The following is a 15640-nucleotide window of genomic DNA, read 5'->3' on the forward strand; positions in this document are numbered from 1 at the left end:
GCGGCCGTTTTGGCGCAGGGGAAACAGCTGGAACCAAGGACGGATCCTGGCAATAAGTCCATTCCTGGCAACCGGGAGCCGACACCGACCCAGCCATTTTCTCAGTGGAGAAACTACGGCGCTTGGCGCCAGGCCATCCGGAAACTGTGGATGCCACCGTTGCCGTAAGCCTTCAACGTGTACGCACCACCTGGCACACCCCAGCATTCCCACGTCTGGGCCGGGGCATTGATCGTCGTGACGTTGTCGCAGTTCCCGACGCCTTCCATCTGCCAGGCGAGCTTCTCATCGCCGCCGCCCCACGCATCGATGTCGACGAAGATGTTTCCGCCGTTCAGGTTGGCGATTCGCTGGCAGTTGGTGACACCGTCGCACTCCCACGGTCCGCCATTCGCTGGTGCGGCGGCGGCCGGAGTGACTGTGGCGGCGAGCGCGCCGGCCATCAGGACAGCTCCAGCGGCCGTCCATCCGGCCCGCTTGATTTTCGACCTCATGCGAAACCTCTCTTCTGATCAAGGGGGAGTTCCGCCAGTCACCATCGTGGCGACATCCCCGGGACACAAGCTGTTCCATCCGGCTTTGAACCGTTCACCGCACGTTGACAATCGAAAGCCCGACACTTACGAAATGGCCGACTTCGGTCGGGGTACTCGCCGGTAGGGTGTTGCCCGCGGCGATGCTAAGTTGTGCTGACGACCAGAACAGGACCTCTCCGAGGCGGTGTGACGATCAGTAGCATCTCCGCAGCTGAGTGGGACGCTCTCCCGCTGACCGGCGAGCGCACGGTGCCGGGCATCGCGCACGAGAACTACTGGTTCCGCCGGCATGAGGTCGCCTATCAGTACGCGTTGTCGTGGGTGCGTGGAGCCGATGTGCTGGAGGCCGGCGCCGGCGAGGGATACGGCGCCGCCGTGTTGGCGACCTCCGCGCGACAGGTGTTCGCACTGGATTACGACCTTTCCGCTATCGAGCACGTGAGCCGCAAATACCCGCAGGTGTCGGCGATCCGCGGCAATCTCGCCGCGCTGCCGGTGGCCGATGCGGCGGTGGACGCGGTGGTCAGCCTGCAGACCGTCGAACATCTCTGGAATCAACCGGAATTCATCTCCGAATGCGCCCGGGTGTTGCGACCGGCCGGCACTTTCCTGATCTCCACCCCGAACCGGCTGACGTTCTCCCCCGGTCTGGACAAACCGCTGAATCCGTTCCACACCAGGGAACTCACCGCCGCCGAGCTGGACGAGCTGCTGGCGCCGCATTTCCGGGTGTCGCGGATGCTCGGTGTCCATCATGGACCGCGGCTGCGCCGAGCGGACAAACATTTCGACGGTTTCGTGGCGGCCCAACTGGCCGAGCCGCCGGCCACCTGGCATCCGGAGCTGCGCCGGGCGGTGACCGCCGTACGGGCCTCGGATTTCGTGGTCACCGAAGACAAGGTGGATGCGAGCCTCGATCTTTTCGCCATCGCGGTGAAGAAGTGAGCCAGCCAGTCGGCACGTTCTGTCTGGTCCTGCACACCCACCTGCCGTGGCTGCCGCACGCCGGCACCTGGCCAGTCGGCGAGGAATGGACGTACCAGGCATTCACCGCCTCCTGGCAGCGGGTCGTCAGGGTGATCGAGGCGCTGGACCGGCCGGACGTGCTCACTCTAGGCATTACACCGACGGTCGCGGCGATGCTGGACGACCCGTACACCCTCCGGGAGTTGCACACCTGGATCGCGAACTGGCAACTCCGCGCCGCCGAGCTGGCCGGCCGACCAGAGCCACACCTCAAATCCCTGGCCTCGTACGAATGGCGGGCCGCCTCGGCGTGCCTGGACGACTTCGAAAGCCGGTGGATGCACGGTGGCTCGCCGGTGCTGGGACAGCTGGCCAGCAGCGGCACGGTCGAGTTGCTGGGCGGGCCGGCGATGCATCCTTTCCAGCCATTGCTGCCTTCTCGGCTGCAGCGGTTCGCGCTCGCCGTCGGGCTGGACGACGCCCGGCAGCGGTATGGCTTCGCGCCGGCCGGAATCTGGGCACCGGAATGTGGTTACCGGCCCGGCCTTGAAGCGTCCTATGTAGACGCCGGCGTCCAACGGTTCTTGATTGATGGTCCGGCCGTCCAGGGCCAGACGCACGCCGCATATCCGGTCGTCGGCACCGACGTGGTCGCTTTCGCCAGGGACCTGGAGGTCACTTACCGGGTGTGGTCGCCCAAGGCCGGATATCCGGGATCCGCACCGTACCGGGATTTCCACACCTTTGACCACGCCTCCGGTTTTCGGCCGGTCCAGGTCACCGGAAAGCACCTTCCCTCCGAGGCGAAGAAGCCGTGGGATCCGGCGGCCGGTGCGGCGCAGGCCAGCGCGGACGCGGACGACTTCGTGGCTCGGGTTCGTGACCGGCTGGTGTCGTTGGCTGACCAGCACGGCCAGGAAAGCCTGGTGGTGGCGGCGTACGACACCGAGCTTTTCGGGCACTGGTGGCACGAAGGACCACAGTGGCTGGCCGCGGTCTTGCGCCGGTTGCCCGAGGCGGGCGTACGGGTGACGACTCTCGGCGGCGCGCTCGCGGCCGGCCATCTCGGGCCGGAGCGGGAGATTCCGGCGTCATCGTGGGGATCCGGCAAGGACTGGCGAGTATGGGACGGCGAGCAGGTCGCCGATCTGGTGGCGGACAACGCGAAAGTCGCCGATCGCCTGCTGTCCACAGTGGACGACTTCGGTACCGCCGACCGTGACCCGGTGCTCGACCAGTTGGCCACTGAGGCGCTGCTCGCCCTCTCCAGCGACTGGGCGTTCATGGTCACGAAGGACTCGGCGGCCCACTACGCCCGCTGCAGGGCCGCGAAACACGCCGCCCAGGTCGCTGAGCTCGCCGATCTCCTTTACGCCGGCCACCGCCGCGCCGCCGAAACCCTCGCCGCCCAGCTCCGCGTCGTCGACGGCCCTTTCGCCCATCTGGACGCCCGACAGCTCTAAAACAACGCCCGCGAAAACGCGTCGTTCCCGCGGGCGTTGCCAACGTACGCCTTACCGCAGCTGGTAAGCGTGAACCATCGTCTCGTCCACCGAGTTGCCAGCGGTGTCGGTCGCCTTCACCCGCAGCGACACGAATCCCCCGGACTTTCCACCCAGCACCGGCAACACCCAGGTGTCACCAGCGCCAACGGCCCGTACGAGCGACCAGGTTTTGCCGTCATCAAAGGAAGCCCACGCCTGCACCGACGACACTCGTGCCGCCGCCGAGCCCCGCTGACGACCAACAGAAATCGGCACCACCGCATTGACCGGGACCCGGTTGTAGTCATCGGCAGGCGGCGAATAGCCAACATCCAGCAACGGCAGCGGCTGGTTCGCATTCCCAGCCACGTGCGCCGACCGGAAATCCCAGGTCGCGGACACCCTGCTGGAGAATGTCGAGGCCGGCGCATCGCTTGCCATCTGTGCCTTGAACTCGTAAGCGGCGTCATCGGCCGGGACGGTCCATTCCCCACCGCCCGGGCACGGACTGGCGCCGGGTCCGGTGGTGACCGGTGTGCCGTTGCGAAGCAGCTGATTCGATCCCATCCCGAGGTAACAGGTGTAATCGGAATGGTCGGCGGAACTGTCCACTCGCAGCGGAATTCCGAAGCCAAGCGTGTCACCGGACCGGTAGGCGTATGGCGGGTCGGTGGTGAATACCGGCGCGGTCGACACCCTGGGCGAAAAGACCGCTCCGTTCCACGACTGCTCGACGGCCCTGCCGGCGCGGAACGCCTGGGCGGGCAGGCTCTGCCGAGCCGAGAACCAGTTCGTCTGGTCGAAATAGCTGCCGATCATGCCTCCCACCAGCCAACTGACTCTCGGCGACAGATACTGATCCTGGGTGGAAGGCAGCCCCACCGGGATCTCGATGTTGCTGAAGAAACCATTGAAGTCACCGGCGATAAACGTGTATCCGTAAGAAACTCCGGCGGCCCGGAATTTCGCCTTTATGTGCGCGAGCTGGCTCTTGGTCTCATGTCGCAAACCACCGACCGGAAACGCCCCACTGATCGGATAGAACAGATCATATTGGTACGGGCTGGAAGCCACCGTGGTCAGCGACACCGTTGTCGGGCCGTGCGCGACGGCGTCCAACAACAGCTGACTGTCCGCCTCGGTGCCGGCCTCATACACAGGGATGGGGGTGTCGTTGGGAACACTGAATAGCCGACCGACCTCGATCATCCCGACACCACCTGCCTTGGCGACGTCGGCCGCGATCACCGCCGGGTCGTTGCCGGCCGGCGCGACCAAAACCACCCGCCCTTTCACCTCCGCTTTGGACAGATCGGCCGGTGTTCCAGTGCCGCCACTGACCAGCTGCCGGGTGCCCTTGGTGGTGGCCCGGGGCGAGTTGACCGCGTACGACAGCACAACCCGAGAACCGCCCGAGCCTATGCCAGTCACCACCGCCTCGGGTTCGGCGAACGTGCTTTCCAGCCCCAGCTGGAAATCCGCCGCTGGTTTGCCCACCGAGCCACTGTAGAGTGCGGCACCGCCGCCCACGAGCTGGGCGAGGTAGAGCCCGATCGGCATCCCGGTCAAATGCCACCCCAACATCTGGCTGAGCTGTTGGGCACCCGGTTGGTCGACCGTGATGACCGACGGCTGGGCGTCCTTCGCGGCATCGATCGTCAGACTGGTGTTGGCATGCAGGTCGAGATCCGGCGTGGAAATCCCGGCGGTCGAGACGACGTCATCGCCGGAAAACTGGTACACCGTGGTCGCGAACGCGAGGTGGCCCGCGTCGAGCCGCAACCTCACCGTCCCGTCCGGCCCGACCTGAACACCGAAGGGCTGCATGTTCGCCCGGTTGATGCCAAAAACCTCGCCGTTGGTGGCTGGTCTTCCGTCCCGGCCAAGCACGGTGAGGGTCAGATCGTATTTCTCCGGTTCCTGGTACGCCCCGACTGCGGTGCGTACGACGGTGTCGCCAGCGGTCGCGGTGATCCATCCGCCGTACTGGCCGACTGGCGCCTTGGCCGGATCAAAGATGACGTCCACAGTGGACCTGCCATGTGCTGGTACGGCCACATTGGTCGCTGACAGCGCGAAACTCCCGTCCGCCGCCGGCTTCCCACTCGCGTCTGTCACCGCCGGCGTCACCGCGAGGGTCACCGCCGTATCGCCGTCGTTGCGGTAGGTGATGGTCTTGGTCTCCGGCGGCTGCCCCATGTGCGGCCACCGAAGATAGCCAAAAGAGAGACTGCCGGTCGCGGTGACTTTCTGCGCGTACGCTCGCGCCACGTCCACCCGACCGTCGCCCTGCTGGTAGACATTCGCACCGGATATCTGCTTACTGGTGGACATCAGTGCGGCCTTGAGCTGGTCGGCCTGCCAATCCGGATGCTCTTGCACCAGAATCGCCGCCGAGCCGGCCACGTGCGGCGACGCCATCGACGTGCCAGACAGCCGCTGGTACGAATCTCCGACTGGGTCGCCGATATCGCTGCCGGCGGCGCGCGCGGCCACGATATCCACCCCCGGTGCGGAAATATCCGGCTTCACGGCGTAGTCACCCAGCCTCGGGCCAAGACTGGAGAAGGTGGCGTACTGGTCCTGTTTGGTGACCGCGGACACGGTCAACGCCGCGTCCGCCGCGGCGGGCGACCCGACCTGCGAAGAAGGCCCGGAGTTTCCGGCCGCCAGCACGAACAAGGTGCCCGACTGTGCGGTCAACATGTTCACCGCCTGCGACATCGGATCGGTGCCATCGCTGGGTTCGTCCGATCCCAGGCTCATGTTCACCACCCGGGCATGCTGATCAACCGCCCACTGCATTCCGGCGATAATGCCCGAGTCGTAGCCGGAGCCGTCGTCGCCCAGCACTTTGCCGATCAACAACTTCGCGCCCGGCGCGACACCTTTGTATTTCCCACCGGAAGCCGCGCCGCTGCCAGCAACGATCGAGGCCACGTGGGTGCCATGCCCGAAATGGTCCTGCGTTCCGGTGGTGGAACCGGAAAAGTCCCTGCTCGCCAGCACCTCACCAGCGAAATCCGGATGATCGGCATCCAAACCGGTGTCCAAGATGGCGACCGGCACGCCTTTCCCGGTGAAACCGGCCTTCCACGCCTCGGGCGCACCGATCTGCGGCACGCTCTGGTCCAGTGCGGCGTGCACTTTCCCGTCCAGCCACAGCTTCTGTACGCCCGCGGCCAGCGTCCGCGCACCCGTGCCACCCCGGACCGCCTGCCAGAACGCGGTCGCGGTCGGCTTCTTGACCCGAGTCGCGATGATCCCGAGTTTCGCGAACGAGACGCTGTTCTGCGCGTCCGGCAACACGGCCGGCCGGGCGCCGGCCGGGCCGGTCTCCAGCAACGGGATGTCGGCTCGGTGCGCGTCGTCGTAGCCGTCGCGAACCAGCAGGCTCACGTCGAACAGCCGCGAATCCACCTTGCCAGCGGCCAACAACGGCAGCACGTCGGCCGGCAGGACGGTCACGTCGTCCTTGACTTTGTTGATGACAAAGGACATGTGGGTTCTACCAAGGGCCGCCGACACAACTGCCGACTGCTGCGCGCCGCTGCCGGAGAGCGTCACCTTGTCGCCGGTGATCAGCGTGACCACCTGACTTTTCCCGGTCGCCTTCCCGGGTTTTCCCGGCGACGGCGGTGCGGCGCCGGCCGGCGCCACCCCCACCATGCCCGCCACCAGCACAAAAGCCAGCCCACTGGCCATGAAAGGTCTTCGCCTCATCGACATCCCATCCAGACCTGGAAAGCGAACGTACGAACGCAAGGACAACTGAACCCGCCGACAAGGTTGCCCCCCGTGCTCGACAAGGCCCCCGAAGTGCCCGAATGGGCCAGAGAATGTCCTGACTACCGACCGATCATCCGATTTCACCGGAGACCGCCTGGAAACTGTCCGCCAGCCTGCGCAATCCCGCTGGCAGGTCGGCGATCGCGATGCCGCCGTAGCCGAGCACCAGCCCCTGGGCGGGTTCGCCGGCGCAGTATTCGGACAACGGTTCCACCGCGACACCGGCGGCCACCGCCCGCTCCACCACCGCGGCGACATCGATTCCGGTGTCCGCGCGCAACCGGGAACACACATGCAGACCGCAAACCGAGGGCACCGGATCCAACCAGGGTGCGAGACTTCCCTGCAGTGCCTCGTGGATCAGCTCGTAGCGACCGGCGTATTCGCGAGTCGCGCGGCGAATGTGCCGGGCCAACAGGCCGTCCTCGACGAACCGCGCGAGCGCCGCCTGGGTGCTCATTTCGCTGTGCCAGTCGGAAAGTTGTTTCGCCGCCCGGAGCGCGGGCTGCAGCGAGACGGGCGCGACGAGAAGGCCGAGCCGCAACATCGGCAACAATGTCTTGGAAAACGACCCGACATACACCACCCGGCCGTACCGGTCGATGCTCTGCAAAGGCTCCAGCGGCCGGTCGGAGAACCGGAACTCGCTGTCGTAGTCGTCCTCGACGACGACCGCGCCGTGCCGTGCCGCCCACTCCAGCAGCGCGTCGCGGCGGCGCAGCGACATCGTGGTGCCGAGCGGGAACTGGTGCGACGGCGTGGTGTAGACCAGCCGCGCGGCGGCCGGCAGCGCCGTCACGTCGAGGCCCTCGGCGTCGACTCGTACGCCCACCACCCGCGCACCCAGGCTCTCGAAGAGCGCGCGTACGGGCGGATAGCCGGGCTCTTCGACCGCGACCGTGTCGCCCGGGTCGACCATCACCCGGCCGATCAGGTCGATGGCCTGCTGGGCACCGTGGGTGATGACCACGTCGTCGGCGCCGGCGCGTACCGACCGGGAAACACCCAGATGCCGGGCGATCGCGGCGCGCAGGCCCGGATGGCCGGCCGGGTCCTTGTACTCGGCCGAATGCAGCAGGCCGGGCCGCAGCTCGCGGGTCACCAGCCGGCGCCAGCTCTGCAACGGGAACAGCCGCGGGTCCGGCATCCCCACCCGGAAGTCGTACGGCGCCGCCGCGGTCGGGGTCCGGGCCGCCGGCAGGTCCCGCCACAGCGCCCGCGGTCGTACGACCGCACCGCCCGGCGCGGTCCGCGACCGTCCCTGCCCCAGCTTCTCGGCCTGCACATAAGTGCCGGCGCCCACCCGCCCGACCAGGAAACCCTCGGCGGTCAGCCGCTCGTACGCGGCGGCGACGGTGTTGCGGGACACCGCGAGCTGGGCGGCCAGGTCACGGGCCGACGGCAGCCGCTCGCCGGGCCGCAGCCGGCCGTCCAGGACAGCGTCGTGCAGTTGCCGGTAGATCCGCGCGGCGAGGTCGCCGCGGCCGGCGAGACTGACGTGGAAGTCCACCGAATGACCCAATCAAGTTACCGAGAATTGGACCTTACCGCCGGCCAATCTACTGCTTAGTGTCCTGTGTAGACAGCTGGAGATCCGAGGAGACACCGATGACCACCACGGCCGACATGTGGTTCGACCCGAAATGCCCCTTCGCGTGGAACAACTCGCGCTGGCTGCTGGAAGTCGAGAAGGTACGTGACGTGCGGATTCGCTTCCACGTCATGAGCCTGTCGATCCTCAACGACGGCCGCGAGGGCCTGGACGACTGGTACGCGAACTGGCTCAAGGACACCCGCGGGCCGGTGCGGGTAGCGATCGCCGCTGAGCAGAAGTTCGGCGGCGACGTGCTGCGCGATCTCTACACGGCGCTGGGCAACCGGATCCACCACGACAAAACGCCGATCAGCCGCGAGCTCTACGTCTCGGCGTTGGCGGAGGTCGGACTGCCGGTCGAGCTCGCCGACGCGGCCGACAGCACGGACTACGAGGAGGCCCTGTTGGCCAGTCACCACGCCGGCCTCGATCCGGTCGGCGAGAACCTCGGCACGCCGTCGATCCACCTGCCCGGGCCGGACGGCCAACCAAACGCGTTCTTCGGACCGGTGCTTTCGCGGATTCCGCGCGGCGACGAGGCTGGGCGGCTGTGGGACGGCGTCGTGCTGGTCAGCGGGGTGCGCGGCTTCGCGGAGCTGAAGCGTTCCCGCGACCAGCTATCGTTCGATTAGGGAGGCGGCCGCGGCGCGGGTCGGCCTGCTCATCCGGTCGCCAAAAGGAGCGAAATGACTTACACAAAGGACACTGGCGAGGTCAGCGCACTCGTACGGCCATATGCTGCCGCCGAAACCGTGCGTACGGCCAAGGTTTTCGGCCGTTTTGTGGCCACTGGCGAGCACACGAACAACCAGTTCGGGCTTTTCGAGTGGAATATGCAACCGCGGGCCGGCGGTCCGGATCCACATTTCCACCGGACCTACTCGGAGTCATTCCACGTTCTGTCCGGCAGCGTGACGATCTACGACGGCCGGGAATGGGTGAAAACCGTCCCGGGTGACTTCGTCCACGTGCCCGAGGGTGGTCTGCACGGATTCCGGAACGACACCGACGAGCCGGCTTCGATGCTTATCCTGTTCTCTCCCGGCGAAGCCCGGGAGAACTACTTCCGCGAGCTGACCGAGATCCGCAACACCGGGCGCAAACTCACCGACGAGGAATGGACCGAGTTCTTCGTACGGCACGACAACCATTTCAGCTGATCCGCGCAAGAAAGCGAAAAAAGTGACATACAACAAGGAAAGTGGCGAGGTCAGCGCGATCGTTCGCCGCAACGGCGAAGTCGAGACGACCAGGACCAAGCGGTCCTTCGCCCGGTTCGTCGCCACTGGCGCCGAGACCAACGGACAGTTCGGCTTGTACGAATGGAATATGCAGCCGCGATCTGGCGGATCGGACCCGCATTTCCACCGGAAGTTCTCCGAGTCATTCTTCATCACCGCCGGCACCGTGGAGATCTACAACGGAACGGAATGGGTGCTGAGCTCGCCGGGTGATTTCGTGCACGTACCAGCCGGCGGCATCCACGCCTTTCGCAATGTCAGCGACGAACCGGCCTCGATGATGGTCATCTTCGCGCCGGGCGAGGCCCGTGAGGAGTATTTCCGTGAGCTGATGGACATCAGCAACAACGAGCGGAAACTTTCCGAGGCGGAGTGGGCCACGCTTTACGACAAATACGACAACACCCTCGCGTGATGGCGATCCGCATCGTCCCACCGGCCGGGCCGGCGCGGATGCTCGCCCAGGCGCAGCTGACGAACGCGATTGGCGACGGCGCGTACTACGTGACGTCCGCGCTCTATTTCACCCTTTTCATCGGCCTGACACCCACCCAGGTCGGCCTCGGCCTGACCCTGGGCTGGGCGATCGGTTCGGTGGTCGGGGTGCCGCTGGGGTATCTCGCCGATCGTCGCGGACCCCGTGGCATAGCCGTCCTGCTGGCGGTCGCGACCGGCCTGTCGGTCGCGTCTTTTCTGCTCGTACGGTCATTTGTCCCGTTCCTGATCGCCGCGTGCCTTTACGCCAGCTGCCAGTGCGGCCTCGGCGCGGCCCGGCAGGCGCTGCTGGCGGGCTTGGTGGACAAGGAAAAACGCACCGAGGTGCGGGCTTATCTGCAGTCCACCGTCAATGCCGGGCTCGCGGTTGGAGCGGCCCTGGGTGGCCTCGCGCTGACGCTGAACACCCGTACGGCCTTCCTGGTGGTTTTCGCGATCGACGCGGTCAGTTTCCTGCTTTCCGCGCTGGCGCTGCGCCGGCTGCCGGCCGTCGCCGCTAGCCCGCGCGGACCCTCCGGCGAGCCGGCTTTGGCCGTACTAAGGGACAAACCGTACACCCTGGTGACCTTCCTCAACACCATCATGCTTTTCTATATGCCGCTGCTCAGCCTGGTGATCCCGCTCTGGCTCGTCCAGCGCACCGCGGCGCCACACTGGATGGTGTCCGCACTGCTGGTGCTCAACACCCTCAGCGTGGTGATTTTCCAAGTACGGGTGGCCAGCCGGGTCACTGGCCTCACGTCCGCGGCCCGGTCCGTACGCTTGGCCGGCATCGCGATGCTGGCCGCCTGCGCGGTTTTCGCGCTGTCGTCCCTCGGCTCGTCGGCCTGGCTCGCCGGGCTCGTCCTGCTGGCCGGCGCGGTGCTGCAGGTGATCGGCGAGATGATGCTCGGCGCCGGCTCCTGGGAAATTGGTTTCGACCTGGCTCCGGCCGGAAAACAGGGCCAATACCAGGGGTTTTTCGGCACTAGCACAGCCATCGCGAGGATGGCCGGACCATTGGCGCTGACCACCCTGATCATCACGTGGGGCACGCCCGGCTGGATCGTGCTCGGCGTGCTGTTCCTGCTCGCCGGCACCGCGATGGGCCCGGCCGTACGCTGGGCGGAACGAACCCGCGTGCCGGCGGCCGTTAGGTTGTCAGCAGACCCCGTGCGCTGAGGAAAGCGGTCAATTGGGCGATTTGCCCCTCGGTCATGGCCGTTCGCGGCAGGCCGATCAAACCGCCGGGCCGGAGCCGCAACATCAGCATCGACCGGCTGACCGTCGCCGTACGGACCGCTGACCACGGCCGCTGCATGCTGCCCACAGGCGTCGTCGTGTCCAGGGATTGCTCGGTAATCCGGTAGAGCCAGGGTTGCCTCGGCATCTTCGCGACCTGCCGCCACGACACCCAGCCAATCAGCGTGGGCACGAAGAACACGAAGACACCCATCACGGTCAGAAAGACCACCGTGTAATCCACTTCTTGGGATGTGACCAGCGAAAACACGCCGCAGACAAGCATCAATGGGCCCAGCACGCGAAAGAGAACGAGGCGCCACCGCAGGCTCGCTCGCACCACCGCCCGGATGTACGCGCGATCGACCGGTACCTCGAAACTGATGTCCACCGACAAGCCTCCCGTGTCGGGTCAAAGGTAGCGGGTCCGAGGAGGTGTCCTTTTGGGGCACCGTGGTCGGTACGGACGATGAATCGTACGAAAGATGCCAATTTGGCAGCGCAAAGGCAGACGTCCGACCGATGACCAGAAGCGGCCACCTTCCACACAGCAGTTATGTCGCGAAAAGTAACCCGAATGTGGCCGTTCGGCGTAAAGGATTTCCCGTTCGGTGGGACAGGTCCCTCACAGAAGGGTTTAGCCTGCTAACTGTGGGCCAGCTCACTCTGTGGGCCAACGGGGAAGGGAGCACTGTGGCTGCGAACCTGCAGGAGGCCAGCCGATCGGGAGGTCCACCGCCGCGCCAGCTGCGGCAGTTGGCGGAGACGCTGCGGCCGGAGCTTCCCAGCCTGGCCGCCGAAATCATCGACGAAATCAGGCGGTCGATCCCGGAATACGCGCAGCCGCTGGACGGTCCGTACGGGCACGCGCTGCGGGTGGGGACGGCGGAGGCGATCACCGGTTTCGTGGATCAGCTGGGCGGGTTGCCGGTGTCTTCGATGCACCGGGACGAGGTGTGCCGGCGGCTCGGCGAGAACGAGGAACGGGCCGGCCGCAGCATGGATCCGCTGCAGGCGGCCTACCGAGTCGGCGCCCGAGTGGCGTGGCAGCGGATCATGAAGGTGGGGCGCCGCTACAGCTTCTCCAGCCAGGCGGTTTCCATGCTGGCGGACCGAATTTTCGCGTATATCGACGAGCTCGCCTCGCTCTCGCTGGACGGTTATTCGCGGGCGAAGGCCGGTTCCGCGCAGGCCCGCCGGGAGGGGCAGCGACGGTTGCTCCGGGCGATTCTGGTCGGTGCGAGCGATCTGGCCGAGCTCGCCGAGGCGGCCGAATGGGCGCTGCCGGCGACCGTGACGCTGGTCGCGGTCGAACCGGGTGACCTGCCCAATGACCCGCTGCTGTCGCCGTCGGTGCTCGCTGACCTGCATCCGACCGACCCGTGCCTGCTCGCTGCCGGGCCGATCGACGACCTGGAGTTGGGCAGACTTCGGGACGGCTTGGGGGAAACGCGCCTCGCGATCGGCCTGACCGTGCCGCTCGGCCAGGCCGCGGACTCGCTGCGCTGGGCGCGGCAGGCACTGCAGGTGGTGGACGAGCCAGCGGTACGCTGCGACGACCACCTGATCCCGCTGTGGCTCGCCTGCGATCCGGCGCTGGTCGAGCAAATCCGCGAGCGGGTGCTCGGCCCGCTCGACGACATGGCCGTCAAGCAGCGGGACCGGCTGGCCGAAACTTTGCTGGCCTGGCTGCAAACCCAGGGCAGCGCAGCGCTGATGGCCGAGCAGTTGCACATCCACCCGCAGACCGTGCGCTACCGGATCCGCCAACTGGAGGACGCGCTGCCCGGCCAGCTCCAGGACCCGGACGCGCGCTGGTCGATGGAGGCCGTGCTGCGACGCCGGTCAGACAAGTAGATTCTCAGCTGGTGAAGAAGTCGAGGTTGGCGATTTTCCAGACACCGCCCACCCTTACCGCGTCCACCGCGAAATGGGTGCCGGCGTAGCTCGCCTGGCCGGTGTCCGAGCGTACGTTGCGCTGGTCGGCGAAAACCAGCAGCCGGGCCCGATCGCCCTGCAGGCTCACCACACCGGCCGTCACCACGCTGGTGGTCAGCACCAGTTTCTGTTGCGGCGCCTGCTGCTTCACCAACGCGATCAACTTGGTGTATTGCTGGATCGCGGATCCGGTGAGCAACCGGCCGGCAGCCTTCTCGGTGGTGTCCACATGCGCGTAGTCGTACGAAAAAACGGTGTTGACCGCGGTGGTGATCTGCCTTTTCACCGCCGCGGTGCCGGCCGCGTCGGTCAGCGCGGTGTTCGTCGCGGACGCGCTCGTACGCAGCTGCGATGCCTGCACGCCGCACCATGTCGCCGCGCCACCGAAAAGCACCGCGACGACCGCGAGCGCCGCCGGCCAGCGCCACGACAGCGGCTTTTTCTCGCCCACAGCGGGCTTTGTCAGCCGTACGGCCGGCACGACCTTGCCGTTGACTTCCTCGACCTCGTCGACCTGCGCCGGTTCGATGTCGGTTTGTTTCGCGGGCACCGCGTTTCCTCTCTCAGCCCGAGCCGGTGCCGATGGGCACCGGGCCGACGGCGGCCAGTTTCCAGCCGTCGTCCGTACGGGTCAGCTGTCCCTCGAAGCGGTTGCTCTTGTCGACCGGCGCGCCGGTCGACGGGGTTACGGTGATCTTGAGCGCGACGATCACGGTCGCTGTGCCGGCCCGGTCGTCCAGCGTGGTCAGCGCCGCCTCCAACACCCGGGCGGTGGTGACGGTCTGCGCCTTCTGCAGCTGCGCGGTCACTTGCGGCCGGTTGTCGGTGAGCTGTTGGTGCAGGTCACCGGTGGTGGACTGGGCCCACACCGCGAGGCCCGCGGCGGCGTTCCGGTAGTCCAACGTGTTCAGGTTCTGGACCGCCTGCTCGCCGGCCTGACGTACTTCGTCCCGCAGCTGCGAATACCGCAGCGACTCGTCGTGCGCGGCCTGCTGGTACGACCAGCCACACCACCCAGCCGCCGCGACCGCTATCACCACCAGCGCGATCGCCGCGACCAGCACCGGGTTGACCAACAAGCGGTTGGCCAGCGGCTTTGTCCGCAACGCCGCTTTACTTGCGGCTGGCGCACCCAACGGGACGGTGCGGACAACACGGCGGAGCAGGGTTTTCACGGCTGCTCCGTGATGACCGGCGGGCCGAGGGTGGCGTCGATGGTGTTGCCCGGCCCGGGAATCAGCTGGTTGATCAGCAACTGCTGGAGCAGGCAGTGCCCGAACGGCGGAATCGTGTACGTGCCGCCGACCGGCCCGCCGAGCACCGCGTTGAACCCGTCCTTGCCGGTCAGCTGGATAGTCGCCGGGGAGACGCTCTCGCAGTGCGGCCCGACCAGCGTCGGAATCCCGCCGACCTTGACGTTGCTGAGCCGGATGATGACCTTGGAGATGCTGGTCATCCCGCCGGTGTTCTGGTCGACCGTGCCGGTCGTCTGGCCAACGTTGACGAACGTGGTCGTCGCGGAAACCGGTAGCAGTCCGAGGATTTTGAAGGTCGACTGCGCCGGCGGCAGCGGTAGGTCGGCGGTGAAGGTCGACGTGTCCAGGTCCAGGACAGCCGACAGTTTGGTCGGCCCGAGAGTGAGCACCGACCCGGTTTTCTTGATCATCGACGTGCCGTTCACATCGTAGACGGCGTTCAGGATCGTGTCGGCCTGCGCCGCCGGCGCGGCCGCGAGGACCGCCCCGGCCGCCACAGCCAGCGCGACGAGAGCGGTCCACACCCGTACCGATAGCAGTCGTTTCATGATCGCGTTCCTTCCTCTCGGGACGCTCAGACAGCCTGGATAGCGCTGATCAGCCACCGGCCGTTCGTCCGGTCGGCGGTGACGAGCAGGTCGGCCGCCGCGACGGTGGCCGGCTGGCCGGCCCTTGCCGCGCGTTGGTCGCAGAAAAACAGCACAACCACGTGGTTGTCGGTGAGGGAGCTGACGGCGGTCGAGACGACCGTCGTCGCGACGGTTAGCTTCTGCTCCCCCGCGTGCGCGCTGACCTGGCCGAAAAGCAGCTTGTACTGAGCCGCCGCGGTGCCGGTCAACGCCTGGTCCGCGAACCGGCTGGTGGCCGTCGGATCTGTTGCGGTATAGGAAAAGATCCGGGCGACCGAAGCGGAGAGCTGGGTCGCGACCTGGCCTGCGGCCGGGTCGCGTACGGCCCGGTTGGTGGCCGCCACGCTGCCCCGCACCTTCGCCGTTTCCACCTGCAGCCACCCACCGGCGACCACGGCCACCAGGATGACCACGACCAGCACCGCGAAACCCCAGGGCTTGCGCGCCTTTTCCTGCTCCACCTGCGCCGGAGCCTGCATTGTCGTGGTCAT

General features: G+C 66.7%; 15 protein-coding genes. 7 read left to right on the plus strand and 8 right to left on the minus strand.

The annotated features are described in order from the left end of the window. Window positions 1-113: 113 nt before the first annotated feature. Complete coding sequence (locus ABD301_RS18050; protein ID WP_163567556.1) at window positions 114-494, minus strand: hypothetical protein; 381 nt, start codon at window positions 492-494, stop codon at window positions 114-116. Between the two features lie 234 nt (window positions 495-728). On the opposite strand from ABD301_RS18050, the gene ABD301_RS18055 reads away from it, so the two are divergent. Both ABD301_RS18055 and ABD301_RS18060 read left to right on the plus strand, forming a co-directional pair. Further along, window positions 729-1481, plus strand: a complete 753-nt coding sequence (locus tag ABD301_RS18055; RefSeq protein WP_425551960.1) for a class I SAM-dependent methyltransferase — start codon at window positions 729-731, stop codon at window positions 1479-1481. Continuing rightward, window positions 1478-2965: a 1,4-alpha-glucan branching protein domain-containing protein gene (locus ABD301_RS18060; protein WP_344311404.1), complete on the plus strand. Its 1488-nt coding sequence runs from the start codon at window positions 1478-1480 to the stop codon at window positions 2963-2965. The genes ABD301_RS18055 and ABD301_RS18060 overlap by 4 nt, the downstream gene beginning before the upstream one ends. Window positions 2966-3016: 51 nt before the next feature. Here the strand turns inward: ABD301_RS18060 and ABD301_RS18065 are convergent, their stop codons facing one another. Further along, entirely contained in the window at window positions 3017-6691 is a 3675-nt protein-coding gene (locus tag ABD301_RS18065) for a S8 family serine peptidase (RefSeq protein WP_344311405.1), read from the minus strand. Between the two features lie 154 nt (window positions 6692-6845). Then, entirely contained in the window at window positions 6846-8285 is a 1440-nt protein-coding gene (gene pdxR / locus ABD301_RS18070; protein ID WP_344311406.1) for a MocR-like pyridoxine biosynthesis transcription factor PdxR, read from the minus strand. A 98-nt stretch (window positions 8286-8383) separates the two neighbouring features. Here pdxR and ABD301_RS18075 point away from each other — a divergent pair, with 98 nt between their 5' ends. The 4 genes from ABD301_RS18075 to ABD301_RS18090 are packed head-to-tail and all read left to right on the plus strand — an operon-like array spanning window position 8384 to window position 11266. Continuing rightward, window positions 8384-9001 carry a mycothiol-dependent nitroreductase Rv2466c family protein gene (locus ABD301_RS18075; RefSeq protein ID WP_344311407.1) on the plus strand — a complete coding sequence of 206 codons (618 nt, stop codon included), beginning with the start codon at window positions 8384-8386 and terminating at the stop codon, window positions 8999-9001. Between the two features lie 54 nt (window positions 9002-9055). Continuing rightward, window positions 9056-9529: a cupin domain-containing protein gene (locus tag ABD301_RS18080; protein ID WP_163567551.1), complete on the plus strand. Its 474-nt coding sequence runs from the start codon at window positions 9056-9058 to the stop codon at window positions 9527-9529. Between the two features lie 22 nt (window positions 9530-9551). Then, window positions 9552-10025: a cupin domain-containing protein gene (locus ABD301_RS18085; protein WP_163567550.1), complete on the plus strand. Its 474-nt coding sequence runs from the start codon at window positions 9552-9554 to the stop codon at window positions 10023-10025. Further along, window positions 10025-11266, plus strand: coding sequence for an MFS transporter (locus tag ABD301_RS18090; protein WP_344311408.1), 1242 nt, complete (start codon window positions 10025-10027; stop codon window positions 11264-11266). Before ABD301_RS18085 ends, ABD301_RS18090 begins: the two co-directional genes overlap by 1 nt. Here the strand turns inward: ABD301_RS18090 and ABD301_RS18095 are convergent. Then, complete coding sequence (locus ABD301_RS18095) at window positions 11238-11717, minus strand: YcxB family protein (protein WP_344311409.1); 480 nt, start codon at window positions 11715-11717, stop codon at window positions 11238-11240. The genes ABD301_RS18090 and ABD301_RS18095 overlap by 29 nt on opposite strands. 260 nt (window positions 11718-11977) lie before the next feature. On the opposite strand from ABD301_RS18095, the gene ABD301_RS18100 reads away from it, so the two are divergent. Further along, window positions 11978-13183, plus strand: a complete 1206-nt coding sequence (locus tag ABD301_RS18100; RefSeq protein WP_344311411.1) for a PucR-like N-terminal domain-containing protein — start codon at window positions 11978-11980, stop codon at window positions 13181-13183. Between the two features lie 4 nt (window positions 13184-13187). Here ABD301_RS18100 and ABD301_RS18105 read toward each other — a convergent pair whose 3' ends face one another. The 4 genes from ABD301_RS18105 to ABD301_RS18120 are packed head-to-tail and all read right to left on the minus strand — an operon-like array spanning window position 13188 to window position 15640. Further along, on the minus strand, window positions 13188-13814 hold the full coding sequence (locus tag ABD301_RS18105; protein WP_344311413.1) for a hypothetical protein: 627 nt from the start codon (window positions 13812-13814) through the stop codon (window positions 13188-13190). A gap of 13 nt (window positions 13815-13827) precedes the next feature. Beyond that, the gene (locus ABD301_RS18110; RefSeq protein ID WP_344311415.1) at window positions 13828-14439 is read right to left on the minus strand and encodes a nuclear transport factor 2 family protein; all 612 of its coding nucleotides are present in this window, start codon (window positions 14437-14439) and stop codon (window positions 13828-13830) included. After that, window positions 14436-15068 carry a hypothetical protein gene (locus tag ABD301_RS18115; RefSeq protein ID WP_344311416.1) on the minus strand — a complete coding sequence of 211 codons (633 nt, stop codon included), beginning with the start codon at window positions 15066-15068 and terminating at the stop codon, window positions 14436-14438. The genes ABD301_RS18110 and ABD301_RS18115 overlap by 4 nt, the downstream gene beginning before the upstream one ends. 26 nt (window positions 15069-15094) lie before the next feature. Beyond that, on the minus strand, window positions 15095-15640 hold the full coding sequence (locus tag ABD301_RS18120; RefSeq protein WP_344311418.1) for a hypothetical protein: 546 nt from the start codon (window positions 15638-15640) through the stop codon (window positions 15095-15097).

Source organism: Fodinicola feengrottensis (assembly GCF_039530045.1).
In the GTDB taxonomy this organism is placed as follows: Bacteria; Actinomycetota; Actinomycetes; order Mycobacteriales; family HKI-0501; genus Fodinicola; species Fodinicola feengrottensis.

Excerpts from the sequence above, each read along its gene's own strand:
- ABD301_RS18050 (WP_163567556.1), bottom strand. The coding sequence starts at position 494 with ATGAGGTCGAAAATCAAGCGGGCCGGATGGACGGCCGCTGGAGCTGTC.
- ABD301_RS18065 (WP_344311405.1), bottom strand. The coding sequence starts at position 6,691 with ATGGCCAGTGGGCTGGCTTTTGTGCTGGTGGCGGGCATGGTGGGGGTG.
- ABD301_RS18075 (WP_344311407.1), top strand. The coding sequence starts at position 8,384 with ATGACCACCACGGCCGACATGTGGTTCGACCCGAAATGCCCCTTCGCG.
- ABD301_RS18080 (WP_163567551.1), top strand. The coding sequence starts at position 9,056 with ATGACTTACACAAAGGACACTGGCGAGGTCAGCGCACTCGTACGGCCA.
- ABD301_RS18090 (WP_344311408.1), top strand. The coding sequence starts at position 10,025 with ATGGCGATCCGCATCGTCCCACCGGCCGGGCCGGCGCGGATGCTCGCC.
- ABD301_RS18115 (WP_344311416.1), bottom strand. The coding sequence starts at position 15,068 with ATGAAACGACTGCTATCGGTACGGGTGTGGACCGCTCTCGTCGCGCTG.
- ABD301_RS18120 (WP_344311418.1), bottom strand. The coding sequence starts at position 15,640 with ATGACCACGACAATGCAGGCTCCGGCGCAGGTGGAGCAGGAAAAGGCG.